General features: G+C 59.4%; 16 protein-coding genes. 13 read left to right on the forward strand and 3 right to left on the reverse strand.

From position 1 onward, the window contains the following. Positions 1-50 precede the first annotated feature (50 nt). A complete protein-coding gene (locus QEH57_RS17550) occupies positions 51-2,918 on the reverse strand; it encodes a glycosyl hydrolase 115 family protein (RefSeq protein WP_309008074.1) in 2,868 nt (955 codons plus the stop codon). 210 nt (positions 2,919-3,128) lie between these two features. Here QEH57_RS17550 and cbiB point away from each other — a divergent pair, with 210 nt between their 5' ends. From cbiB to QEH57_RS17590, 8 genes are all read left to right on the forward strand, one after another. Beyond that, the gene (cbiB, locus tag QEH57_RS17555; RefSeq protein ID WP_309008075.1) at positions 3,129-4,058 is read left to right on the forward strand and encodes an adenosylcobinamide-phosphate synthase CbiB; all 930 of its coding nucleotides are present in this window, start codon (positions 3,129-3,131) and stop codon (positions 4,056-4,058) included. A 446-nt stretch (positions 4,059-4,504) separates the two neighbouring features. After that, a complete protein-coding gene (locus tag QEH57_RS17560) occupies positions 4,505-6,385 on the forward strand; it encodes a TonB-dependent receptor (protein WP_309008076.1) in 1,881 nt (626 codons plus the stop codon). 84 nt (positions 6,386-6,469) lie between these two features. Beyond that, a complete protein-coding gene (locus QEH57_RS17565; protein ID WP_309008077.1) occupies positions 6,470-7,567 on the forward strand; it encodes an ABC transporter substrate-binding protein in 1,098 nt (365 codons plus the stop codon). A gap of 21 nt (positions 7,568-7,588) precedes the next feature. Then, positions 7,589-8,638 carry an iron ABC transporter permease gene (locus QEH57_RS17570; protein ID WP_309008078.1) on the forward strand — a complete coding sequence of 350 codons (1,050 nt, stop codon included), beginning with the start codon at positions 7,589-7,591 and terminating at the stop codon, positions 8,636-8,638. Then, positions 8,635-9,666, forward strand: coding sequence for an ABC transporter ATP-binding protein (locus QEH57_RS17575; RefSeq protein WP_309008079.1), 1,032 nt, complete (start codon positions 8,635-8,637; stop codon positions 9,664-9,666). Before QEH57_RS17570 ends, QEH57_RS17575 begins: the two co-directional genes overlap by 4 nt. A 2-nt stretch (positions 9,667-9,668) precedes the next feature. Beyond that, positions 9,669-10,829 (forward strand): adenosylcobinamide amidohydrolase, encoded by a 1,161-nt coding sequence (locus QEH57_RS17580; RefSeq protein WP_309008080.1) that lies wholly within the window; start codon positions 9,669-9,671, stop codon positions 10,827-10,829. Positions 10,830-10,862: 33 nt separating this feature from the next. Continuing rightward, positions 10,863-11,435, forward strand: coding sequence for a cob(I)yrinic acid a,c-diamide adenosyltransferase (locus QEH57_RS17585; protein WP_309008081.1), 573 nt, complete (start codon positions 10,863-10,865; stop codon positions 11,433-11,435). Between the two features lie 10 nt (positions 11,436-11,445). Then, complete coding sequence (locus tag QEH57_RS17590; RefSeq protein ID WP_309008082.1) at positions 11,446-12,900, forward strand: cobyric acid synthase; 1,455 nt, start codon at positions 11,446-11,448, stop codon at positions 12,898-12,900. 90 nt (positions 12,901-12,990) lie between these two features. Here QEH57_RS17590 and QEH57_RS17595 read toward each other — a convergent pair whose 3' ends face one another. Next, positions 12,991-17,634: a 2-oxoacid:acceptor oxidoreductase family protein gene (locus QEH57_RS17595; RefSeq protein WP_309008083.1), complete on the reverse strand. Its 4,644-nt coding sequence runs from the start codon at positions 17,632-17,634 to the stop codon at positions 12,991-12,993. A 287-nt stretch (positions 17,635-17,921) separates the two neighbouring features. On the opposite strand from QEH57_RS17595, the gene QEH57_RS17600 reads away from it, so the two are divergent. Further along, positions 17,922-18,956, forward strand: coding sequence for a UDP-3-O-acyl-N-acetylglucosamine deacetylase (locus QEH57_RS17600; RefSeq protein ID WP_309008084.1), 1,035 nt, complete (start codon positions 17,922-17,924; stop codon positions 18,954-18,956). 22 nt (positions 18,957-18,978) lie between these two features. On the opposite strand, the gene QEH57_RS17605 is transcribed toward QEH57_RS17600, so the two are convergent. After that, a complete protein-coding gene (locus tag QEH57_RS17605; RefSeq protein ID WP_309008085.1) occupies positions 18,979-19,983 on the reverse strand; it encodes a glycoside hydrolase family 130 protein in 1,005 nt (334 codons plus the stop codon). A 331-nt stretch (positions 19,984-20,314) separates the two neighbouring features. Between QEH57_RS17605 and QEH57_RS17610 the strand changes: the two genes are divergently transcribed. The 4 genes from QEH57_RS17610 to QEH57_RS17625 all read left to right on the forward strand — a co-directional run bounded on the left by QEH57_RS17610 (position 20,315) and on the right by QEH57_RS17625 (position 26,144). Next, complete coding sequence (locus QEH57_RS17610) at positions 20,315-22,432, forward strand: ATP-binding protein (RefSeq protein WP_309008086.1); 2,118 nt, start codon at positions 20,315-20,317, stop codon at positions 22,430-22,432. 254 nt (positions 22,433-22,686) lie between these two features. Beyond that, complete coding sequence (locus tag QEH57_RS17615; RefSeq protein WP_309008087.1) at positions 22,687-23,766, forward strand: 3-deoxy-7-phosphoheptulonate synthase; 1,080 nt, start codon at positions 22,687-22,689, stop codon at positions 23,764-23,766. Positions 23,767-23,923: 157 nt separating this feature from the next. After that, the gene (locus QEH57_RS17620; protein ID WP_309008088.1) at positions 23,924-25,477 is read left to right on the forward strand and encodes an Ig-like domain-containing protein; all 1,554 of its coding nucleotides are present in this window, start codon (positions 23,924-23,926) and stop codon (positions 25,475-25,477) included. 127 nt (positions 25,478-25,604) lie between these two features. Continuing rightward, the gene (locus QEH57_RS17625) at positions 25,605-26,144 is read left to right on the forward strand and encodes a YSC84-related protein (protein WP_309008089.1); all 540 of its coding nucleotides are present in this window, start codon (positions 25,605-25,607) and stop codon (positions 26,142-26,144) included. The last annotated feature ends 11 nt before the right edge of the window (positions 26,145-26,155 follow it).

A 26,155-nucleotide genomic window follows, 5' to 3' on the forward strand; every position in this document is an offset into this window, starting at 1 on the left:
CCTGACGCGCGTCGGCGGGAGTTGGATCCCGCAGGGCGTGCAGGATCGCGTCAGTTGACTTTCGGGCTTTGCTGCGGGCCGAGGTAGTTGGGCTTGAGGTTTCCGGTGTCGATCAGGATCTTCTGCAAGGTGGTGGCGGGATCGACGCAGTAGATGCGCAGGGTGTGGTGGCCCGCTTCTTCAACCGTGTGATGGGTCGTTGCGGGCCGGACGGCATCCTTGACGGACTCTTGCCAGAGGTGGTGGGCGCGATTTTCGTGCAGGTCGACGATTTGCGGTTCTTCGTCGCCGAGGGCGATTGAGAAACGGAGCCCGCGATCGGGGGCGATCGGCCAAGTCGGGTTCCAGAGGGTCTGGATGGAAAGCGTTCCGCTGGTGAAGAGGGTGAGATCGTATTCCAAGTAAGGAGCTTTGCTCGGGTCTTCGAAGGAACGATCTGTGATCGGAAAAACGGATACGGAATCTCCGGTACGGCCGAGTTCGGGTATGGCTTCCCAAGCGAGTCCGTCGACGTCGCGCTTGCGGCTGTAGTTGGCCGCGTCGATGGAGAGGTAGCCGTCGGTTTCGACGAAGCCTTTCAGGTTCGCAACTGATTGCTGGTGTGCCGTGACGGCGATATGGGCGCCGCCCCAGCCGGTGCCGCGCACCATTACGTGTCCGCTATGCGTGCCTTCTGGGAGTTGGCTCCAATCTATGGATACGCTTAGGCGACGCTGGCTTTCGATGGTGCCGGACGATTGGCTGAGCTGGATCCAAGGGGCGGAAGGGCTTGCCTGAAACTCGAAGGGAAGGGTGCCTTTGTTGAAAACTTCGATATAGTATTCGCTTTGGCCGTTACGATAGAAGTGGGGCAGAGCGTAGGAATTTCCTTCCGCGGGCCAGGCGGCTTCCATGCCTTCCACTGCGACTCCCATGTCCGCCACGGCGTTGGGACGGTTGTAGAAAAGAGGCGGCAGCGTGTCGGCGGGAGGATTGTTCCAATGCGTGTATCCAATGCGTGGTTGCGACATCATGTGGTTCCATTTGCCGCCGGTCGCATCGCCGTGGAAGAGGTCCTGCAATTCCTTGTTCAGGTCGAAATAGGCTTCTGCTTGTTTCGCCTGTTCGTTGGTGGTGGCCCGGCCTTGCTTGGCGTAGAGGTGGTTCCGGGCTTGGGCAATGTACATCTGAGTGATGGCGGCGGAGGCTTTCACTGGGTAGTAGACCAGCTGGAAAAAGGCTGACTTGGCAGGTTCGGGAGTGCGGGCGTAGAGAGCTTCGGCGCGTTCGACTAGGTCCGCCAGCTCCGCTTCGACGCGCTCCGCTTCGCGGTAGTTGAGCAAGCTGTAGGTATCGGCCGCTTGCAGCTCGGGCTTGCGTCGGGCGTTGTGCCGCGTGTAGGCGGTGAGGAGCTCGCCGATTTCCGCGGCATTGTCCGGGCCGAAGGCGCTTTCGGCGAATAGGCGAGGGTAGTCCGGGATGCGTTCCTTGGGCCAGTCTTCGATGTCCCAGGCGAGGTCGAGGAAATAGGTGATGGGGAGTTCCTGCGGCTTTAGGTCGCCGACGTTGGTGAGCCAGATCTTGTTGGCGTCGTAGGCGTCGGCGAGGTTCATCTGTTCCCAGACTTTGGCGATTTGGGTTACGTTGGTCCAGCGGTAGGATCTCGGTCCGCCCACGTAGTCGAAATGGTAATACACCCCAGCTCCGCCGGCCCGCTTGCGTTCTTCGGGGGTGGGGAGACGGCGAATGTTGCCCCAGTTGTCGTCGCACCAGAGCAGTATCACGTCGTCAGGTACGCGCATGCCGCTCTCGTAGTAGCCTTGGACTTCCTTGTACAGGGCCCAGACTTGAGGGACCTCGGTGATGTCGCGGTCGTGGAAGACTTCGGTCAGTATTTTCCGTTGAGAGTCGACGATCTTTTCCAGGAGGTCGATGTCTTCGGTTTCGGACATGGGAGTGTCGGCCTGGCCGCGCATGCCGATGGTGTAGATCGAATCGTAGGGTTTGTTGCGTTCGGCGCCTTCCTTCCAGAAAGCGTCGAGTCGGTCCGGGTTGCGGGCGTAGTCCCAGGGGCCCTCGCCGTAGCGGTCCCATTCCTTGTCGGCCCGCATCATGGGCTCGTGATGGGAGGTGCTCATGACGATCCCGTACTTGTGGGCGAGCACCATGTTTTGCTCGTCGTCGTCGGCGAAGGCGTTGTTCCACATGGCGGGCCAGAGGAAATTGGACTTGAGCCGCAGGAGGAGCTCGAAAACGTGCACGTAAAATTCGTGGGTGTAGTTTCCATAGTTTTCCTGCACCCATCCGGTCAAGGCGGGGGCTTCGTCGTTGAGAAAGATTCCGCGGTACTGGACCTTGGGGGCGTCCTGGAGTTTGGTGTCGGCCTTGACGTAGAGCGTAGGAGATTGCTTCGCCGGCACGTCCGCCCACCAATGCCAAGGGGAAACGCCGATTTGCTCGGAGAGGTCGTAGACCCCGAAAATGGCGCCGCGCCTATCGCTGCCAGCGATCACAAGGGCTTTTTCGATGCCTTTAGCGGGCTTGTCTACCAATTCGATGTGGTAGGCTTCCCACTTGTCTTGAATTGCGGATACGTCGATTTTTTCTGCGGCTACCAGTTGGTCGATCAGCGCGGAGCGCCCGACGGTCCCTACGATAACGGCGGTTTTTCCCAGTTCCTTGGGAGAATGCAGGAGGGCGGGCTTGCGTCCGGTGACGCGTTGGAAGTCTGTTTGCAGGTCCCCAGTGGCTCGGACCAATCCCCAATGGTCGTCGGCGTCGACGTAGAGGTCGATCAGCTGGCCGTCGGCCGCGAGCTGGAGTCCGCCGCGCTCCTTCGTCGTGGAGATGTAGGCGGGGTCGCCGAGGGCGTGGCCGCTGCTGGTTGCGAGCAGGGCAAGTAGGGAAGCGAGGGTGACGCGTAGGGCGAGGCTTATCATGGTAGGAAATTCGATTCTAGTTAGGGTGGACGGGGGGAGCGGAAAAGGTGCCTAGCGATCTGGGCGAAATTTGGAACAGCTTTTCAGGTCAACGTTTACCAGGTCGGCGAGCTTCGCAATTAAGCGTCGCCAATTATGCCGATGCATAGCGGGGGAGCGCGCGCGGGCTGGACTTGGGCGAATTCTTGAAGCAAGGCTAGGGGCGTGTACATGGACTATGCTATAGCGCTGGGAATTGGGGTTGGTTTGGATTTCGTCTTGGGCGATCCGCGCAAGATGCCGCATATCGTGAAGCTGGTCGGAATGCTGGCGGTCGAAGGTGAAAAGCGATTGGTGGCGAGCTTGGGACGCAGCGTATTCGCCGGACTGATACTTTGGCTAGGGATCGCTGCGATCTGCGTGGGCGGCTACCTGCTGCTCGCTGCGGGGGCGGAGGCGCTGGGCCACTGGGCGAAATTGCTGCTGGATGGCGTCTTGCTGTTCCAGTGCATCGCCTACCGAGACCTGGTGAAGCACGTGGTGGCGGTGAAGCGCGGGCTGGATCGCAGTCTGCAAGCCGGCCGCCAGCGGGTTTCCTGGATCGTGGGGCGGGATACGGAGCGGATGGAGGAGGACGACGTTTGCCGCGCCGCTATCGAGAGCGGGGCGGAAAACCTGAACGACGCGGTGATCGCCCCGCTGTTTTGGTTTGCCCTTTTCGGCCCGCTGGGAGCCTTGCTGTTCCGCTTGAGCAATACTTTGGACGCGATGGTGGGCCACCGTACGGCGCGGTTCGAGCAGCTCGGCAAGGTGTCCGCCCGCATCGACGACGCGCTGAACTACTTTCCCGCCCGCCTCTGTTGCTTGCTGCTCTTGAAGCTGAACGAAGCCCGGCATTGGCGTCGGCTCAAGGGAGATGCGGTGAAGCATCCCAGCTTCAACGCCGGTTGGCCGGAAGCCGCCATGGCCAAGCGGCTCGGCGTGGTTATCGGGGGCCGCATGTACGAGAAAGGAAAGCTGGTGCAGACGGCGGAGATGAACCAGGGGGCTCGCCAGCCGGGTCGGGCCGACATTCTCAGGGCGACGGAATTGATGGGGGTCGCCTACGCGAAATGCCTCGGATTGATCCTGGCGGCATGGCTGGTGGCGGGGGTGCTTTGAACTAATTACAAGTTTGTAATTGATTAACCTTGCTAATGCTTTTCCGATTCGGCTTAAGGGAGTCGTTCTTTATCAATTGAATCGATTCGTCGACAGGAAACGCCGTTAGAACCGGCGACAGTCGCGCTACGGTAACAAGTCACAAGCCCGTGCATCACCTTGGTAAGGTTTTGCGCTTCGCTCTGCGGAGTAGGGGGAGGTTTCCCAATGGAATTCAATTGGGATGCAAACTTGGAGTCCGACCACTGCCTACGAATCCTACCCGCCTTTTCGGTTTCCGGAAAGGCACGCAACTTGTCGCTAGAGCAAGAGGGTAACGCTTATGCTTCGCATGGCAGTCGACTGTGGTTGAGCCTTTTTCAAGGAGAAAGGGGAGATCCGGGTCGTTCGGTCCTGTTCGATGCTGGGCGCCTTTTTTTGTTTAGCGGCGCTCCTCACATCGAACAATGAACCAAAAATCTGAATACAAACTAACATCCGCCAGCGGCCTCTTGCTCGCTGGTCTCAGCCTCGCTTGTTTGGCTGCTCCTGCGCGATCTCAGGAGAACGCGAGCGACGCTTTCTTCGAGCTCGATGCGTTCTCGATTTCCGCGAATCGCCTCGAATTGCCGGTGCAACAAGTTGGGAGCTCGGTCACGGTGCTCGACGCTTACGAACTGCAAAACGGCAAAGACCTTTTCCTCGTCGATGCCCTGCGCGAAGTGCCGGGGCTGGTGATGCGCAACAATGGCGGCCCGGGCGGTACCTTTGGTATTACGACCCGCGGCTTGAGCTCGAATCGCCCCACGGTGCTGCTCAATGGAATCGAGGTCAGCAATCCGTCCAACGGGCAGATCCTCAATCTCGGCAACCTCTTCACAGCTTCCGCCTCGCGGGTGGAAGTCCTGCTGGGCCCGCAGAGCTCGCTTTACGGGGCCGATGCCTTGGCGGGCGTGATCTCGGTCGATACCTTGGGTCCGGGAGCATCGAGCGGCGGCCGCGCGGTGGTGGGATATGGTTCCTACGATACTTACGACTACGGGCTCGGGCATTCCGGTTCGCGGGGCGGTTTGAGTTGGTCGGTGGACGCTTTGGTCCATGAGTCGGAAGGCTTTTCCGCCCAATCGCCAGAGTATGGCGAAGCCTGGGCCGACGACGATACCTACGACAATACCACGCTCAGCGGCGCGGTGGAATATGCTTTGAGCGAGACGGTGAGCGTGCATGCGTCGGCTGTTTACTTGGATACGTATTCCGAGTTCGATCCCGGCGATCCAGCCTGGGTTTGGGGGACGCCAGCGGGAGACAATTACGCGACCACGGAACAGCTGTTCGCGCGAGTCGGCAGCGATTTCGCTTTGCGCGACAATTGGACCAGCTCCGCAAACATTTCGTATTCGGATGTGGATACGCTTTCTTATTCCGACGGAAGCCCTTACAACGCTACCGGCAAGCGCTACAAGTACGACTGGATCAATACGATTGAAGCGAACGAGAGCTGGAAGCTGGTTGCCGGAGTCGAGTACGAGGAAGAGGAAAACCTCAGCGACGTCGGGAATCGCAACGATACCTCTGTCTTCGTCGAAAACGTGTTCCAGTACAGCGACGCGCTCGATCTCACACTTGGCGCCCGCTATGACGACAATAGCGCTTATGGCGACGAAACGACCTACCGCGCGACCTTTAGCTACCGTCTGGACAATTGGGACGCGCGGGTTCGCGGATCCTTCGGAACGTCCTTCCAGGCGCCGTCCTTCTATCAGTTGTTCAACCAATGGTACGGAAATGTGGACCTGAAGCCGGAGAGCGGCGAAGGTTGGGACCTCGGTTTCGAGAAGAGCCTGGTCGGCGGCAAGCTGTTGCTCAGCTCCACGCTGTTCGGAAACAAGGTCGAAGATAAGATCGATTGGGACGGGGTTTACCGAAACCTGAGCTCCTACGAGTCGGTCGGGATCGAGAATTCCGCCCGTTATTACGTGAACGATTCGCTTCGCCTGAAGGCTGCCTACACCTATAGCGACGCGGAGGAGGACGGCAGCCTCGAGGCATTGCGCGTTCCGCGCAGCGTCGCGTCGCTCGGCGCGAACTGGACGGGGCTCGACGGCAAGCTTGGCTTGAACGTGGATGCTCTGTTCGTATCCAGCCAATATGGCAGCAGCGGATCGCGAGGCTTGGGAGAGAAGCTCGAGGGCTACGAGGTCGTCAACTTCGCCGCGACTTACGAGACAACGGAGAACAGTTCGATCTGGCTACGGATCGGAAACGTATTGGATACTGAATACGAAGAGATCTCCGGCTACCAAACTGCGGAAGCGAACGCGAGCGCCGGGATACGCCTGAACTTCTAATCTCTTTCTGTGCGGGGGCTCGCTAGTCGTTCAGGCAGTGCTCATGGCTGTTCGACGAGCGCGCTCCCTTTTTTGCCTACGCCGATGAAATCGCTTATTGTTATCCTTTTGCTATCGCAGTGCATCGTATCCTTTGCGGGGGAGCTGCGCTACGCCCAAAATTTTTCCATCGCTGCCTTTGAGGGATACAAAGAAATAACGGTTCGCAACACGTGGAAAGGAGCGGGGGACCACGAACAGGTTTACGCGCTCGTCCCGCGCGGAGCGGAACTGCCCGAGCTTGCTCCCGGAGCTGTGGTCGTTCGCACTCCGGTCGAGCGCCTAGCTATTATGGCGACTGTATTCCTCGGTCCGATACGCGACTTGGATCTTTACGATTCGCTGATCGGGATCGCTCATTTGGACTACGCCAACGACGAACGGGCCCATGAATTGGTGGCCTCGGGCGTGGCCCGCGAGATCCAGTCCGGAAGCGGGATGGATGTGGAGTCGATGTTGATGTTGCAGCCGGATCTGATTCTTACCAGCACTACGGGAAATGCCAATTTCGACGTGCACCCGCAGATGCGGCGGGCGGGATTGCCCGTGGTCGTCACCGCCAGCTACATGGAGAAGCATCCGTTGGCCCGCACGGAGTGGATCAAGTTCGTGGCGGCGTTCTACGACAAGGAAGCGGAAGCGGAGCGCATCTTCGACGGAATTGCCCAACGCTACGAAGCCTTGGTGAGCTTGACCCGCAACGTCAAGAATCGCCCCTCTGTCTTCTCCAGCGCGCCCTATTCGGGAGTCTGGCATGTGCCGGGAGGGAAGAGCTATACGGCGACTGCCTTTCGCCACGCGGGGGCCGACTACCTCTGGTCTGACAACGAGGCGACGGGCGGGGTGCCGCTCGACGTGGAGGTCATTTTGCAGCGCGCCGGGGACGCGGACTACTGGCTGAATCCCAGCCACTACGACTCGATTCGAGCCCTGCTGGCGGCGGACGAGCGCTTCGCGGGCTTCAAGGCCTTGCAGAAGGGGCGGGTCTACAACAACACGGTCCGGGTGAACGCCAAGGGAGGTAACGACATTTTCGAGCGCGGCGTTTCGCATCCGGAGGAGGTATTGGCGGACCTGATCAAGATCTTTCACCCCGAGCTTTTACCGGAACATGATTTTGTCTTTTACGAAAAGCTGAAGTGAGCTTTTGTATCCAATTTTTCGATGACCCCTAAGCCAAACTCCAAACCGCCTACGGCCCTGCTTTTCCTCGTCTTGGGGATCGGTGTGCTGGCGCTTTTCTTGGCCAACGTGTGCCTAGGTTCGGCCACCTTGTCGCTCGGTGACGTCTGGGGAGCGCTGACGGGGAAAGGCAGTTCCATCAGCAGCCAGATCGTTATCGACTTCCGCTTGCCGCGAGCCTTGACGGCCTTGCTGGCGGGAGCGGCTCTAGCCGTATCCGGATTGTTGATGCAGACTATTTTTAGGAATCCGCTCGCGGATCCGTTCGTGCTGGGCGTCAATTCCGGAGCGAGCCTAGGCGTGGCCATCGTCCTGCTGGTCCTTGCTCCGGCAGGGGTGAGCTTGACTCAAGGCTTGGAGCTTAGCGGCCACCTGCTGGTGGTGATCGCCGCCACGGGTGGCGCCGCGGTGGTGTTGGGCATCGTTCTTTCGTTTGCTCAACGAGTGGATGTCATGTCGCTCCTGATTCTGGGATTGATGCTAAGCTATGCGGTGGGAGCGGTGGTGAGCGTGCTCATGTTTTACAGCATGGCGGAGCGCTTGCAGTCGTTCTTCGCCTGGTCCTACGGCACTTTCGGCAACGTAGCCTGGAGTCATATGCGGGTGTTTGGAGCCTGCGTTTCTGCGGGGGCGCTGGCTTCGCTTTTCCTCTGCAAGCCGCTGGATGCGATGCTGATGGGAGAACGATTCGCGGAGTCCTTGGGCACGCGGGTGAAGCGGGTGAGGATCCTCTCCCTTGGCTTGGCTTCGCTGATGGCCGGAACGGTGACGGGCTTTTGCGGCCCGATTGGATTTTTGGGCATCGCGGCCCCGCATCTGTGTCGCTATCTCTTCAAGACTGCCCAGCACAAGGTCCTGATTCCAGCGTCCTTGCTGGGAGGCGCGGGCATCGCTCTGGCGGCGGACTTGGTGGCCAAGGCGCCCGGATTCGATGGGGCGCTGCCGCTCAACGCGGTTACGGCTCTGGTGGGGGCTCCGGTGATCATCGTGGCCTTGATCCGTCAGCGCAACCTTAGGAAGGCCTTCGGATGAGGGTACCGCTGGAAGCAATCGGCTTGAGCGTGGGCTACACGGCAAAAGGCGGCCAGGTTCGCGTCGTGGCCAGCGGCCTTGACCTGAAGCTGGCGGCTGGGGAGTTCGTTTGCTTGCTGGGGCCGAATGGCGTGGGGAAGTCGACCTTGATTCGCAGCTTGTCGGGCATGCAGAAGCCTTTGGGCGGCCGTATACGAATTGCGGATACGGAGATCGGATCGATGAGCCCCAAAGAAAAGGCCCGCTCGGTAAGCGTGGTGCTGACCGATAGTCTGCCGCAGGGAATGTTTGACGCTTATTCGGTGGTAGCGCTGGGACGGCATCCTCACACCGGTTGGACGGGAAGCTTGGGACAAGAGGACCGAGCCCGCATCGATTGGGCCTTGCAGGCGGTCGGGGCAACGGAGCTGGCACCGCGTCAGGTTTCGGAATTGAGCGATGGCGAACGTCAAAAGGTGATGATCGCTCGGGCCCTAGCCCAGGAGACGAACTTGATCTTGCTCGATGAGCCGACGGCGTTTCTCGACTTGCCGCGGCGGGTGGAGCTGATGCGTACCTTGAGGGATCTGGCTCGGGTGCAGGGCTTGAGCATTTTGCTTTCGACCCATGACCTCGACCTTGCCTTGCGCAGCGCGGATAAGCTTTGGCTTTTAGGAAACGATGGGTCCTTGACCACCGGAATGCCGGAAGCTCTGGCGCTTGGAGGAAGCATTGCCAGAACCTTCGCTTCTCGCGAGGTGGATTGGGACAGCGAGCAGGGAGCCTTTCGCATGCATAGCCACAGCTGCGCCAGCGTGGCCCTCGATGGAAGGGGCGCGGCTGAAGTTTGGACGCGGCGGGCGTTGGCCCGAATTGGCTACGAAGTGCTGTCAGCAGAAAGCGCATCCAAATTGAGGATACGGATTCTGGAAATGGAGGGGGACGTCGCCTGGGAAATCGCAGCCAGCGAAGAAACGAAGCGCGTCGCCACCCTCGAGGAGCTTGTTGGCTTCTTGCTAGGGCGCGAGCACAAGGAGGAAAACCGATAGCTATGAAGATAGGCGAGTATTACGATGGGGCGGCGCTTTTCCGCGAGGAGAAGATTGTGTATGCCCAATTCCTGAAGCCGCATCGGGTGCTGTCGACCTGTCGCTTGAACGGCGGTTTGCGGGAGGATTTGCAGTATCTCTACAACCACCAGTCTTGCGAACCGCGGGCCCACAGCGGTACGGATCTTTGCCAGGTCGCGGTGAAGGAACCGGAACGCTACCAAAAGCGGATCGCTGGCAAGGCGGGGATCGACTTCGCGAAAAGCGCTTCCCTAGGAACGGCTGCGAACGTAAACAATGCGGCAGTAGCGGAAGAACGCCATGAAGGCTTGCAGGTTGTCGCTATTACCACGGCTGGAGTGGGCGGCAATGGCGGCAGAGCCGGAGACCCCGCTTCCTACTATGCTTCGGAGAATGGGATCGTGGTGATCGACCGGCCTCCGCCCGCAGCCGGTACGATCAATACTATTTTGTTGATTAACCAGGAATTGAGCAACGGGGCCTTGGTATCGGCCAGTACGGTGATGACGGAAGCGAAGTCGAGCGTGCTGCAAGAGCTCATGGCTCCCTCTCGCTACTCGGAGGGAATTGCCACCGGCACGGGTACGGACCAGATCGGGATCGCCTGCTTGCTGGGAACGCGTATCCAGCACACGGATGCGAATAAGCACTCGAAGTTAGGGGAATTGATTGGAGTTGCGGTGCGCCGTTCCCTTTTCGAAGCTTTGAATCTGCAATCGGGGCTGACCCCGGACTCGCGTCGCTCTAGCTTGGCTCAGCTTCTTCGCTTCGGCGAAACGGAAGCGAGTTTTATCGGAGGAATCCAGCAGCTGTTGCCGCCGGAAGTAGGGGACCTGTTCGAGGCGAACTTTCTCTCTGCCAACCACGATCCAGTCACGGTTGCGGCGGTGCAGGCGCTGGTGCATGTTCGCGATCAATTCGTTTGGGGCGTTTCACCTTCGGGGTGTATCCACGAAATCATGATCGGTCACGCGGCGCTAGTGGCTTCGGCGGTAAGTGGTCGAGAGATAGGCCGTAAGGATATGCAATTGAAACTCGGTTCCTTCGAGGTGAATCTCGAGTCGGCTTCCTTTCTGGAGCTGGTGCGGCGCAGTTTTGCGGTGGGCTATGCCGTGAAGTGGAGCGGTCGCTTCGATGATTGAGTCGATCGGGAACAATATTTAATAAACAAGACTATGCCAAAAGGAAATATTTCAACGCGCTCCGGCGACAAGGGGACGACTGGAGTGGGCGGCGGCGGCCGCGTCGACAAGGACGACGCGCGGATCGAGGCGCTGGGCGATCTCGACGAGGCCAACAGCGTGATCGGGGTGCTGCGCAGCGTATTGCCTCCGGAGCATGATTGGGAAGCCGGGTTGCAGCGTATCCAAACGGAGATGATGAATCTGATGGGGCACGTGGCGACGCCGTCGACCTCCGAGCGTCAGCCTAAGGTACCGTTGCCGGACGATTCCGCGCTTTGGATGGAAGCGTGGATGCGGGAGATCGAGGAGAGCTTGGCGGATGCGACCGAGTATTTCTTGTTGCCGGGAGGCAATGCCATCTCGGCGCAGTGCCATATGGTGCGCACTGTAGCGCGTCGCGCGGAGCGACGCCTGGTGACCTTGAATAAGATCGATCCCGTGGCTCCAAGCATTCTGCAGTTCGTCAATCGCCTTTCGGACTTGGCTTTTAAGCTGGCTCGCCAGGAGACGCACCGGAAGGGCTTGACGGAAGAGCGCTGGCGTTTGTTCAAGCGCGAGCGTTAGCCGGCGTTTGATGAAGGCAATCTCGGTTTTAGGGACCTCGTCCAATGCGGGCAAGAGTTGGGTGTCTACGGCGCTCTGCGCGTGGCTGAGGCTGCAAGGCGTAAAGGTGGCGCCCTTCAAGGCGCAGAATATGGCCAACAACGCGTTCGCTACCTTGGGCGGTGGGGAGATTGGCGTCGCCCAAGCCGTGCAAGCGGAAGCCTGCGACTTGCTGCCGCGGGTGGAGATGAATCCTATTCTCCTGAAGCCGAACGGGCCGGACGGATCGCAAATCGTGCGACTGGGAGTTGCTGGCGAGACTACGAGCGCTCGCGACTATTACACGAGTATCGAGAATTCTTGGACAACGGTTCGCGAGACTTTGGACTATTGGAAGGCGGAGTGCGAGGTGTTGGTGCTGGAGGGAGCCGGCAGTCCGGTGGAGCTGAACCTGATGAATCGGGATATCGTAAACTTGCGTCCCGTCGAGTATTTGGATGGGCGGTGGTTGCTTGTATCCAATATTGAATACGGGGGTGTTTTCGCCCAGGTTCTCGGGACTTGGAATTTGATGCCCGATGTCATGAAACCACTGGGCATGGGCGTAGTGGTGAATCGTTTTCGCGGCGACCTGAGTTTGTTCGACGGAGCGAAAGCGGAGATCGAGTCACGTAGCGAGCTTCCTTACCTAGGCGTGCTGCCCTTCGATTCGACCTTAGCGATCGACGATGAAGACAGCTTGAACGCGGTGGCGGGGCGACCGAGATCCGGCGAACCGTATATCGCTTGGGTCAAGTATCCGCGCGTATCCAACAGCCAAGATCAATTGCCGTGGAGGAATGACGCGGGCGTGCAAAGCGTTTGGACGGAATCGCCCGATGTCGTTCGTGATGCAGCCGCCGTAGTCCTGCCCGGAAGCAAGAATACGCTAGCGGATCTCGCTTGGCTGAAGGAGCGAGGCCTCGCCGATGCGGTGCAGGTTGCTGCCAGGGCTGGCCGGCCGGTGGTTGGGATTTGCGGGGGAAAGCAGATGCTCGGGCGGACGCTATTCGATCCAGCTTCGGGCGAGAGCGCGGAGGGGCTGGGCTTGTTGCCGCTGGAATCGGAATTTTTGCGGAAAAAGCGTGTGGTGCGGAACGAAGCAAGGTACGAAGGCCAGGTTTGGGAGACCTTTGAGATCCACACCGGCGAAAGTCGCTGGGTCGACGCTTCGAGCTGCGAGACTTTGCTGGAGGCCCGCAAGGCGGGGGAAGGCGCTTTCCGGGCGGATGGTATTAAGCTGGGAAAGGTTTGGGGCAGCTATCAGCATGGCCTCTTCGACGCTGCGGAGATGAGGCAGCGGCTGGTGGTGGAGGCTGGGATAGGCGAGGCTAGGATTTGCGAGGAAAATTGGAAGGCCAAGCGGGCGCTGGTGTACGCGCGAATGGCGGAATCGTTGGATCGGTATTTGGATCTGGATACAGTGAAGCGGTATCTAGGGCTGTGAGGGGGGTAGTCCGTAGCGCCGCGCTTTAGCCGGCGACAGCGGAGAATTGATCTTGCATCGCGGTCGCCGGCTGAAGCTCGGCGCTACGGACTATTCGGCTACGAGGAGCTGGCGTCCTTTGGACTTGAGCTCCTCTAGGCTGATTTCCCCTTTGTCGACTTTGGCGATGAGGGCCTTTTGCGCTTCGTAGTCTTTGTTCACTACACCCGCGTGGCTCTGCAGCATGCGCCAAGCTTTGCGGCGTTCGATGTTGAAGAGCACCATTTGGCGGCTCATCTTCATCGGGACGCGTTTGCCGTTTCCGGAGTCGTAGTAGATGTAGACGCCGAAGTCAGGGATGTAAGCGCGGTTCTTGGGATCGGTGAAGCGGCGGTAGACCACGTCTTGCTGGGTGACGCGCAGGAGCACGTCTTCGAGGAACTCCATGCGTTCGACTTCTTCCGCTGTCGCCTTTTTGATGTGCTGGCGGAAGCGGGCTTCGGTGCAGGCCCAGTGGGCGATGGTGAAGGCGTAGCTTTCTTTGGTATCGCTGTATTTGGCCTGCCACCAGTCGCGGTCCGGGTTCTTGTTGCCTTTGAGGCTGAGCGCTTCCTGGTAGGACTCGCCGAGCTGCGGGTTGAATACGAACTCGGGCAGGCAGCGGCTTTCGCGGGCTAGGGTTGCTTGGTTGGTGGCCATGTTGTCGGCGACTCCGTGTTCCGGCTGGCAGGTGGTGTAGCATTGGAAGAAGGCGGTACCGCGGTACTGCAGGCCTTCGAGCAAGCTGTTGTAGAGCTTGGCGGAATCGGCTATGGAGACTTGGGCGAGGTAGGGGGAGCCGTGTCCGTTGAGGAAGCACTCGGTGATGTTCTTCATCTCGTTAAGCTTGCCTTGGGAGGCTGCCCCGGCCTGGTTCATGTCGAAGCCACCCGTCATGGGACTGTGGTCGGAGTTTTGCCCGCCGGTGTTCGAATACACTTGGGTGTCGAGCATGAGCAGCTTCACGTTGGGGCGATTTTGTAGGATGACCTTGGATACGTTTTGGAAGCCGATGTCGCCCATGCCGCCGTCGCCGCCGACGCACCAAACCTTAGGAAGCTCCTTGATTTCCTGATCGGTCATGAGGGCATCGGTAAAGTGGGTGTAGTTGAAGTAGGTGGCTTCGTCGAGCAGGTCTCCGTCCATGAGGTGGTCGACCATGCGTTCGGGTAGCACGGAGCGACGGGCGTTTTCCGTCATGAAGCTTTCCCCCATCATCCACGAGATGGTGGCTCCGTCTTGGAAGAGGGAGTTGAGCCATGGGTAGGGGTGGGGATTGTTCGGTGGGGTGGAGCCGTAGACGGTATTGCAACCGGTATGGGCGCCCATGGCCATGACGGACATGCCGTTGGCGAGGCGTCCGTCGATGCTTTGCAGCTGCTTGTGGTTGAAGGCTTCCTTTTCGAGGACGAGGCAGATGGCCTCGATGAGTTCCGTATCCGAAATCTCGCCACGGGCGGCGAGGCGGGCATCGGTGTCGGCATCGGAGTCCCCTCCGAGGCCCATGATGACGTGGGACACGATGCGCTTCCAGGTGGCGTAAGCCTTAGGGTCGCTTTGGGCGAGCTCCTGGAGCTTCGCGATGCCGTGGGCCTTGAGGTCCGCGACTTTCTTGAGGAAGCGATCCGCCTTCTTGTGGTAGATGGGGCGCATGTAGGCTTCCGTTACGGAGGCGAGGGCGTGCAGGACGGGCTTTTCTCCGCAACCGGCGCAAGCTCCGTCGCCGGACACGAGAGCGTCGTAGTTGCGGTTGACCATCATGTGGTTTCGCCAAGCGGCGGGACGCGAGTCTTCAGGCGTCTCGTCGTTGTAGAGGCCGAGGTACTTTTGCTCGGTGTCGGGGAGCAACCGCAGGAACTGGGTGGCGGAGAGGATCTCCGCGTTGTATTCCTCTGTGTCCTCGACCATGCGCAGTGCGTCGTGGTCGCCGCACTCCTCGACGCAGAGACCGCAGCCTTTGCAGAGGTCGGAGACGAAGATGGAGAAAATGCCGCCCATGCCCTTTTCTTTTCGTTCCAAGGAAAAGAAGACTGCGGGAACCTTGAGGTAGGCGAGCGGGAGGATCTTGAGGATGGAGTCCAGCTCGTTAGCGGCGTCGGCGGATATTTTTTGGTCCGCTCGGACGAGTTCCATGACGAGGTCGCGTACGGATTCGCCTTCCTTCTTCTTGGCGTTGGCTTGCATGCGATCGCGGATGGCTTGGTCGACGTCCGGAATGGCAGCGGCGATCAGGGCGCGTTGCTCGGGGTCGCGCACGTAGTTTTCCACGGCAGTGCGCAGGATGGTTTGCAAATCCTGGGCGGTATTGGGCAGGGCGGTGTCGGGGCAGGAGGTGATGCACTCCATGCACTGGGTGCAGTTTTCCGCGAAGTACTTCGGGGTTTCCCGGCGGGAGCCGTACTTGGAGGCGGTCGAACCGGTGGCGGAGGCCATGACGCCCACCGCGGAAAGGGGCGAGGCCGGCTGGTCGTAGCCGAGGCCGGCTCGGAACTCCTGATCGAAGGTGGCGGTTTGGTACATGGGGAGGCCGCTTGGCTGCTCGGGGTGGGGGGCGCAGCCGCAGGCGCCACCGCAGTCGCTGTTGGGCAGCAGCATTTCGCCGCGCATGGCGGAGAGGTCGGGGGCGTCGAGGGGGCCGTAGGGCACCTCGCGGAGCTGGGAGCCGCCTTGGACCATGACCTCCATGTTGGAGTCGACCACTGCATCTCCGAACTTGCCGAACTTCTTGTTGTACTGGGCCCGAACCACCTCCTTGAAGTGGTCTTCGTCGATGCCGAAGGTTTTGAGGAAGGGGGATACTTTGAAGAAGGCGCCGAGGAAGGAGTTCCCTTGCATGCGGAGCTGGAGATCGGGGCGTTTGGCGGCGCCCTTGGCGATGTTGAAGCCCGGTAGGGTGTAGATGCGTATCTTCTTATCGACGATCTCCTGGCGATATTTTTTGGGGATGCGCTGCCAGGCTTGGGCGGGCGTTTCGGAGGATTCCCAGATGAAGGCGCCGCCTTCGACGAGGCCTTTGATGGGATTGATATGGGTGAAGGCTTTGGGGTCGCAGCAGAGCACGACGTTGACGTGCTTTAGGTCGCAGTTGACGCGTACGCGCTCGGGGGCCGCGGTGAGGAAGTATTCGGTTGGGGCTCCTTTCTTTTCCGAACCGTACTTTGGATTAGCGGAAACGTGCACGACTTCGCGCGGGGCGCCGTTTTCGTCCCTTTCGTCGTCTCGTTCCGCGACGAAGGTGCCCAGTTCCCCGATGATTTCGGCGAGGTTCTTGCCGGTGGTGATCATGCCCCAGCCCCCGATGGAGTGGAGGCGTACGGCGATGGCGTCCTGGGGCAGGAGGGACGGCGTTTCGTCGGCGCAAACGGAGTAGGGGTGGTCGACGCCGAGGTTGAAGAAGGTCACTCCGTCGTCGGCGGTCTTGCCGTCTTGGCGGGCTCGGCCTTCGGCCACGAATTCGTAGGCGCCGATGATGTGCTCCGGACGGAAGTCGCGGGAGCCGAGTCCGTAGACGCCGGAGAAGTTGCGCGGCACCTCGCTTTGTTCGATGGTGGGAAGTCCGTCGCGGTGGGCGAAGCCAGGATGGATGTAGCTCTTGGTCAAGGCGGCTCTGACTTCGCGGGCGAGGGGATTGTCGCCGGCGAAGGGTTCGTCCGTGCGCTCGAGGATGATGCAGGACTTCTTGCCGCGCAGGGCTTCTACGATGGCCGCTTGGGGGAAGGGACGGATGACGTTGACGTGGATGGAACCGACTTTCGCCCCGCGCGTTTCGCGCAGGTAGTCGACGGCGGCCTCGATGTTTTCGGCAGCGGAGCCGAGGGAGATGAAAGTGATTTCCGCGTCGTCGTTGCGGTATTCGGTGACGAGGTCGTAGTGGCGTCCGGTGAGTTTGCCGAACTCATGGTAGGCTTCTTCGATGAATCCGAGAATGGGTTCCACGAAGTTGTTGCGGCGTGCCACCACGCCGTTCATGTAGTGCTCTTGGTTTTGCACGGGGCCGATGAGGGCTGGATCCTCGAGGTCGATCACCTTTGGAATGCGGCGACGGGTCGGGCCGAAGAGCTGGCGTTGGGCTTCGGTGGGGCATTCCACGATATCGTCCGGAGAGCCGAGGAATTCGCGCAGGAGCTCGGACTCGTGCTTGAGGAAGGTTCGCTCGAGGTGGGAGGTGAGAAATCCGTCCTGGATGTTCATCCCCGGGGTGAGGGCCTTTTCGGTGACCTTGCGCAGGATGACGGCCTGGTCGGCGGCTTGTTGGGCATCCTTGGCGAACATCATGATCCAGCCCGTGTCGAGGGCGGCATAGATGTCGTCGTGGCCGCAGTGCACGTTGAGGGCGTGCTTGGTGAGGGCCCGGGCGGCGACTTCCAGCACCATGGTCGAGAGCTTGCCCGGGGCGTGGTAGTACTGTTCGATGCCGTAGACGATGCCTTGGCCGGAGGTGAAGTTCACGGTGCGCTTGCCGGTGACGGATTGGGCGATGGCCCCGCCTTGGGCGGCGTGTTCGCCTTCGGTTTCGATAGCGAGTGTGGGCCGTCCGAATACGTTGAGCTGACCCTTGGCTCGGGCGAACTCGAACATTTCTCCCATCTCGGTGGAAGGGGTGATCGGGTAGAAAACGCCTGCCTCGGCGATCCGAGCCTCGGTGTAGAGGGCGACCAGTTGGTTGCCGTTGGTGGTGATGCGGATACCTGGGTATTTCGGTTTCGTTGCGATCATGGGAGCAGTGGCTGTTAGCTTTTCGAGATAGGGGCTTGGCTAGGGAACGCGGTTCGGTCCCTAGCGGCGCCGGTGCCCGAAGCGATTGCAGCCTCAGGCAGGGCTGAAGCATTGGCGATTCTAATAAATAAATAAAGACAAAAATATCATTAAAGTTTATCCTCGAAGAAAAAAAGGGCGGTGGGGACGGGGGATTGGAGCGTTGCGAGCTATGGCTGCAGGGGGGCTGCCATAAGATAAGCTTGAACCGGCGCGACAAGCTTGTCGTTTTACACGCCTTTACGCAGATGACAGGCAAGGAACAAGACGGTCTAGGACGCATACTCGAAGGCAACGCTCAGGCGCTGGGCCGGGCGAAGGCGGAATTCGAGGCGACGCCGATCGACCAGGATTGGTCCAGCGACGAGGCGGCGCCGCGCATCGAGCGAGCGCGGACCATCGCGCGGCCGGTGGAGGTCAGCGCTCCGGGCACCTTTTCCAAGAACTCGATTCGCACCTTGAAGCTGGAGCCGACGGAGCTTTCCGGTTGGTGGCTGCAGCGCTGCGACATTCCGGACTCCCTGCCGATCAAGGTATCGATTCGCAACGTCTGGACCACTGGCGAGATCGTGAGCAACATCGTGCTGCGTTCCGGATCCGTCCACAATTACGTGCGTCTGGTGGAGCACATCATCGCCTTGAAGGCGGGCATGGACGTGGACAATTTGCTGATCAAGCTCGATTCGGGCGATCCGCCGCTGTTCAACGAAGGGAGCAAGGAATTGGTGGAGGCCATCAACTCCGCCGGTCGCCAGGAGCTGGAGGCGCCGGTTCGCTACTTTACGGTGAAGGAGCGGGTATCGCTGCTCACCCCGCACAACGGCTTGCTGCAGATCGATCCGGCGGACGCGGGAAGCCTGCGACTGGACATCGACTGCGTGCGTAACTTTCCCAACGCCATCGGGCAGCAGCGCATTCGCTTCGTGAACAACGAGCGTTCCTTCCTGCACGGATCCACGGCGCGGACCAACACCACGGCGCGTCAGAAGTTTTTGGTTACCACCTTTGGCAAGCTGTTTCCCGAGTCGCGAAATCTTGGATACAATAGCAAGAACGTGTTGATCGCCGGCAAGCGGAAGTACAGCAACGAGCCAAGCCACCTGCATGAAGGCAAGTCCTTGGAGGCGGCGTGGCACCGGGCGGTGCTGGATTTGTTGGCGGCTTTGGCCTTGATCGACGAAGGACGTTTCGTGGGGAAGATCATCGACTACAAGGGCGGCCACTATCCGGACGTGGAGATGGTAAAGCTGCTCTACGCCTACGACCTTTTGGTCGAGGTTTAGACGGCGAGTAGGCTCAGGTCGCCTAAACTTCCGAGTCGCTCTTGATGAACTCGATCAGTTCGTCGACTTGGGTAAAGGCGATGGCGCTGTAGGTGTCGGCCGCTCCGTAGTAGATCGCGATCCGGCCGCTGGGCCCGTCGCAGAGAGTGGCGCAGGGGAAGGCGACGTTTGGCACGAAGCCGGTGGTTTCGTAGGATTTTTCCGGGGTGAGCAAGTAGCCGCGGCTGCGGTAAAGCACCGTGCTGGGGTCTTCGAGGTCGAGCAGGGCGGCGCCGATGCTGTAGACGAAGCCGTTGCAGGTGCCGGAAACCCCGTGGTAGAAGAGCAACCAGCCTTCGGTGGTTTCGATGGGGATAGGGCCGGCTCCGATTTTGGTGCCTTGCCACCAGCCCGAGCCCCCGGCGCTCATGACGTGACGGTGCTTGCCCCAGTAGGTTAGGTCCGGCGATTGGCTGAGGTAGATGTCGCCGAAGGGGGTATGGGCGCTGTCGGAGGGGCGGCTGAGCAGGACGTATTCGCCGCCGATCTTGCGAGGAAAGAGGACGCCGTTGCGGTTGAAGGGCATGAGCGGGTTTTCCGCTTTGACGAAGGTCTTGAAGTCCTTGGTGTAGCCGAGACCGATGGAGGCGCCTTTCATGTCGTCGCACCAGGTGATGTAATAGGTGTCCTCGATTAGGACCACCCGAGGGTCGTAGGCATAGGAGTTGGGATTGGGCTTTCCGTTTTCGTCGACCCAATCGATGCGCCGGTCCTCGAGATCCCAGTTGATGGCGTCCGGACTGGTGCCGAAGTGCAGTCCGGCGCGGCCGCTTTTGTCGTCGACGCGGAAGACGCCTACGAAGGCGTCGCCGTAGGGCACTACGGCGCTGTTGTAGGCGCGTGCCCCGCTCGGGATGGGATTCCAGCCAATGATGGGGTTTTGGCTGAAGCGCCACAGCGGAGCGGTGCAGCCAGCCGGCTTGTTTTCCCAAGGAATGTGCGGAAGGGCGGGACCGATTAAGGTTGGGGTATTTGAGGTTTTGCTCATTCGGTTTGAGTTTTATTGAAAGTTAAGGTGTTGATAACGATTGGGTTATGGGGTTTTGTGAGTGAGGGTTCTTTGCTGGATCCTGGCAACGAAAATGATTTTCCATTCTGTGATTTTTACAGTTGGAGGGTTGCAAATTGTATCGAGGAGGCCTTTATAGCAGGGGTGCTTCGAGATGGAATCCTCTCTCCGTCGCACCGCTTAACGAATCGCCTAAATTACGTGTGAGCAAATTAAGTGAACTGGGTACCAATTTTCGCCTGCCGTCTTCAGCGAAGCTTTCGCAGTGTCGGTGGATGATGGCTGTTGCCGGACTGGAGTCGGAGGCCTTATGACTCTTTTAGTTCGAGATCGTTTTCGCATCTTGGCATCCGCGGTTTCGGGAATTGCGGCTGCGGGACTGGTCCGTGTCGTTTGGCCGGACGCAATTTGGTTGATGGCCTTGCTGCCTATGTCGGTTGCCCTTGGCGTGAGTTATAGCCTTAAGGGAAGGGAGAATGGCCGAGGGAGCCGGAAAGAGCCGCGGGAAGGAGCCTGCGTGACTCCGAACGAATGCCATTCCGCTTTGTCGGCTGCCGGGGTGGGGGCCTTGCTCTGGGATTTAGAGACGGACGAGCTGCTGTGTACGGAAGATGTATTCGAAATTTTAGGACGGAAGAAGCCGTATGGAAAGCTGAGCTCCGAGGCGTTTCGCGAAGCGGTGCATCCAGATGATCGCAGCGCTTTCGACTTGGCGGTGGAGTGGGTTAAGGGCGGCAAGAGGCGAAGCCCGATCGACTGTAGGTTCGTCAAGGCGGAGGGGGGCGTCGTTTGGGTGGAGCTCACTCTTTGCCTGGTGAACGGTGAGCAGGGAGCGAGGATTGCCGGGGCGATGACGGACGTCACGGAGAGAAAGCACGTGGAGGCCGAACTGGATCGGGGCGTGGCTTACTTGGAAGCGATTCTTGAGAATACCAAGAACATGGTATTTTCGATGGATACTGATTATCGCCTGACGGTTTTCAATTCCCGCTTCTTGGCCAACGTGCGAGCCATCTATGGGAATCGTTTGCATGTGGGAGACAGTATCCTGGAAGAGGCTCCGGCGGCGATCGCTAAAATTTGGAAGCCGCGCTTCGCTCGAGCTCTGGCCGGAGAATCGTTTCATCTGGAGGAAGTTTTCAAGGTTAAGGGGAAGCGATTCTACTTCGATGTATCCTTGAAGCCGATACGCGAAAACGGGATTATTACAGGCGCGACCGTCTATAGCCGGAATATCACGGATCAAAAGATCCGCGAACGGGAATGGATCGAAGCGAAGGAGCGGGCGGAGGAGAGCGATCGCCTCAAGTCAGCCTTCCTCGCCAATATGTCGCATGAGATCAGGACCCCCTTGAACGCGGTCATGGGCTTTGCCCAACTTCTCAAGGCAGGCGGAGGTACCCGTGAGGAGCGCGAAAAGTTCGTGGATATAATCCTGTCCAATGGAAACCATTTGCTGCGGATCTTGGGCGACATAATCGAGTTGGCCCAGATCGAGTCGAACCAGCTTCGGGTGGAGCCGGTAACCTTTGACCTGCGCCTGATGCTCACGGAAATCTATTCCGCATTCAACGAACGTTTGAGGGCGGAAAAGGAGAGCCCGATTGAGATTGTAGTTGATAATCAGATACGAGATCCGGATCGCGTGACCTGCGACGAAACGCGTCTCAAGCAAATCATCTACAACTTGGTTTCCAATTCCATCAAGTTTACCATGCAGGGGTCTATCCATGTCGGATACGAGCGCCGGCCGGATGGAATGATAGAGTTCTACGTGGCGGATACGGGTATGGGAGTGCCAGAGGAATTGAAGGAGCGAATCTTCCATCGCTTTCGGCAAGGAGAGGGGCAGACGGGGCGCCGCAACGACGGGGTGGGCCTTGGCCTTTCCATCTGCCAAGGACTGGTGGGGCTTTTAGGTGGCCGTATCTGGTTCGAGGACAACCTGCCTAACGGCACCGTATTCCGCTTCACCGTGCGCGACCAAGCCGAGGAGCGGTGCGAGGATCGAAAAGTGGTGGAGCGGCAACCCGAGGGCGAATCGAAGCCTCCAAAGGGAGGAATCCGCGAGGGCAGCAAGGTGCTGGTGGCGGAAGACGATGACATGAACTTTCAAGTGGTCGACGAGTTCTTGAGAAATCAAAAGCTTGTCTCGGTGCGCGCCGAAAACGGAGAGGAAGCCGTATTGGCAGTCGAGAACGACAGGGAGATTAAGCTCGTGGTCATGGATATCAGCATGCCGGTTCTCAATGGCTTGGAGGCGACCAAGCGTATCAAGGAAATCCGTCCGGACTTGCCAGTCATCGCCCACACCGCTCACGCCATGCGAAGGGATTTGGAGGAGGCCCGGAATGCAGGGTGCTCGGATTGCTTGGTGAAGCCCATCAGCATCGATCGCTTCAAGCTCTTGCTCGCTCGCTACGTGTAAGGCGGGGCGAGCGGAAAACCTTCGGGCTTGACCTTAAGGAGGTCGCGGGCCTAGTTTCAGTTCCAATGTCAATCGCATCGAACTACTCGTTTTGGTTTTATTACTTCTGGAATTTCCAGGGGCGTGATTGACGTATCTAAATAGAACCGAGTAAATCCGCAGAAAAGCCCTGGTATTCCACGTGAATCCCAGGGCTTTTTGCGTTTCTCGACTCAGGCCTTCCTTTGAAACCGATACAACTCCCTGACAGCAAAATGAACGCGACACTCCTACCAGAAATACAAGCAGACACCGAGGCGCAGCCCGAGGCGGACCATGGAATCGAGCTAAAGCCGATTCCCTCTCCGTCTAAGGTTCGCCGCGATATCCCCCTTTCGCCCGCGGGCCAGGAAACGGTGGCCAAGGCCAGGCGTGAGATCTCCGCCATCCTCTCGGGCGAGGACGCGGAGCGACTTTTGGTCGTATGCGGACCTTGCTCCATCGATGACGTCAATGCTGCCCACGTGTACGCGGAGCGCCTGCGCCGGCTTGCCGATACCGTAAGCGACAAGCTGCTCGTAGTGATGCGGACCTACTTCGAAAAGCCGCGCAGCGTCGTCGGCTGGAAGGGCTTGCTCTACGATCCGTTGAGCGGAGACGAGAGCAGTCCCATGGCGGGAATCAACATCGCGCGTCGCTTCGCGACCCGGGTAAACGAATTGGGACTGCCATGCGCCACTGAGTTCCTGAACCCGCTTTTAGCCCTGTACCTTGAGGATTGCATGTCCTACGGCTCCATCGGTTCTCGCACGGTCGAGAGCCAAATCCACCGGGAGCTGGCCAGCCGACTGCCTTTGCCGATGGGGATGAAGAATGGAATGGACGGGACGCTTTCCTCTGCAGCCAACGGGATGCTGTCCGCCCGGCAAGCCCACAGCTTCTTCGGGCAAAGTCTCGAGGGGGAGGTCTGTTTGGTGGAAACGCGAGGCAACCGCTATACGCACCTGATCTTGCGAGGCGGATCGAGCGGGACGAACTTCGACGAGCAAAGCGTGGCCGCTGCGGTAGAGGCGGGGCGACAGCAAGGCTTGGCCCGGCCGGTGGTGGTCGACTGTTCGCATGGAAACTCCCAGAAGGACCACCGCAAGCAGCGCTTAGTAATCGAAGAAATCTCGCGGCAGCTTCGCCAAGGGCAGAGCGGGATCGCGGGAGTCATGCTCGAGAGCTACCTGACCGAGGGCAGGCAGGATGTGGGTAGAGGGGAGACCCGCCGTTTCGGCCAGTCTATTACGGATGCTTGTATTGGCTGGAAGGATACTGAATACCTGATTCAGACCCTTGCCGAAACCCTGTGAGTAGGTTCCACAGCCCCGTTGGTGGAAGTTCACCAAGGGGTTCCTCGTGGAAAGGTGCCTAGCCTTTTCCAGAAAGTTCCCCAGACGATTGCCGGAGAACCCATCAAGTTGGAGCTGGGATATACAGAAACAGCCGTCGCGGCCCGTAACGCTGGGCATGCAACGCAGGATCAACCAATTCTTTTTCCAAACCCAAACGCTGTCTCGCACGGTCGCGTTTCTGGCGGTTTTCGCTTTCGGGGCGATCGCTCACGCCGAGGACGTGGTCCTAAGCTGGAGCGACAATTCCGACAACGAGGATGGCTTCAATATAGAGCGAGCCATCGGCGACGGCGAATTCGAAGCGCTTGCCCAGGTCGGGGCAGACGTCGAGTCCTACACGGACACGACGGCTGAACGAGGCGTCGACTACAAGTACCGCGTCAACGCCTTCAACGCCTTCGGCTATTCCGGCTACACCAACGTGGCGGCGCATTACATCAACGTTCCTCCCGTTCTCACGGCCCTTGATGACGTGACGGTTGAGGAAAACGAGACTTCCGGTTCGCTGTCCTTTACGGTGAGCGACTTCGAGACGGACGGCGCCGCGCTGAGCGTGAAGCTGAGCAGCAGCAATCCGGACCTGCTCGACCCTGCGGACGTGGTCTTAGGGGGAAGCGGAGCCAACAGGACTTTCACCCTTACGCCGAAGTTGAATACCTCCGGCCAAAGCACCATCACGGTCACGGTTTCGGACGGCGAGGATTCCAGCAGCGTAGACTTCCTCTTCGCGGTCAACGCCTTCGTGTTCCCCACGCTGGAACTTGCCCTGGACTCGATCGCCTCCACCCCGAGAGCCGGGGAAGCCTTCGTGGTGCAAACTTCCGCCTCGGATACGTCTTCGATTACGTCGGTGAGCTACTGGATCGGCGAGGAACTGGTGGAGACGGTTAGCCAGGCTCCGTACGAGGCTACTTTCGCTATTTCCGAGGCGGGCAGCTATACGCTTTCGGCGGTCGCTGCGATCGACGGACGCGAGCAAACGGTGTTGGTCGACCAGCAAGTGCTGGTAGGAGCGGCTCCGGTGGATGCTAGTATCGTAGAGAATCTCGCGACCCTTTCGGTCGAGGAATCGAACGAGGGAGGGTCCGCAAGCTACGACCTTGCCAGCGATACTTTCACTCTTGAGGACGAAAACGGAGCGATCGGCGGGAGCTCCGATTCGCACCGCTACTATTACCTGCGAGCCTCCGGCGACGTATCGGTGGAAGCCCAGCTTTCCTCCCTCGAATCTGCGGACGGCAGCACGGTGGCTGGCCTGATGGTGAGATCGGCGCTCTACGGCAAGTCGCCGCAAGCGTCGCTGCTGTTCGACGGAAATTCGAGCTTGAGCGTTCGTACCCGCTCTAGCAGGGGCGGGGCCACCGCGGCCCGTTCCGTAGGAGCAAGCCCGTCGGCAACGCCATGGCTCAAAATCGAGAGGTCAGGAACGACGATACGCTATTACACCAAGGCCAACGCCGGCGACGCCTGGACCCAGGCAGGAAGCGATACCTTGGACTTGGGAGATGACGTCTTCCTCGGGTTCGCGCTGGCCGGGGGCAATGCGGACGGAATCGTGGCTGCGGATTTTGCCAAGGCCGATTTCGACGGAGCGATCGTGGCCATGGGCGAAGACGCCGTGAAGCCGGGAATCCCGAGCGGCCTGCTTATTTCCAGCTTGCTGGATTAATCGAAAGAAGAAGTGAAGGGAGCGATCTTTGCCGCGAGGCGAGGTCGCTCTCTTTGTTTTTAGGGAGCAAACGCGGCCGAAGCTTGTCGAGGGGGCGTTAAATCCCCGATTCTAGACTTTCAACGCTATGAAAAAACTAATCTGCCTAACCTTCGTTTCCCTCCTCCTCAGCGGCACCGCGGCCTTCGCGGCTAAAAAGAAGGTGCTCGACGCCAAGATCAACCAGGCGATCGAGGACTTTTACGAGCACACCAGCGCCGGCAAGGAGCTGGCGGAGGACGCGGCCGGGATGTTGGTCTTTCCCACGGTTGGCAAAGCGGGCCTCGGGATAGGCGGCGAATACGGGGAAGGGGCCTTGTTCGTAAACGGCAAGCGGGTCGACTACTACAGCACTGCCAGCGCGTCCATTGGCTTCCAGATCGGAGTGCAGAGCCGCTCCCAAATCATCCTTTTCCTAGAAAAGTCCGCCCTTGAGAAATTTCGCAACAGCGAGGGTTGGGAGGTCGGCGTCGACGGCAGCGTGGCCATCGCCAACATCGGTGCCGGCGGCGAAATCGACTCCAAGACCCTCAACGAACCGGTGGTCGCCTTCGTCTTCGGGAACAAGGGCCTGATGTACAACCTTTCGTTGGAAGGCTCCAAGATCACGAAGATCGTCAAGGAGTAAGCGAAGCTGCC

It is taken from the genome of Pelagicoccus sp. SDUM812005, from assembly GCF_031127875.1.
Lineage (GTDB): Bacteria > Verrucomicrobiota > Verrucomicrobiia > Opitutales > Opitutaceae > Pelagicoccus.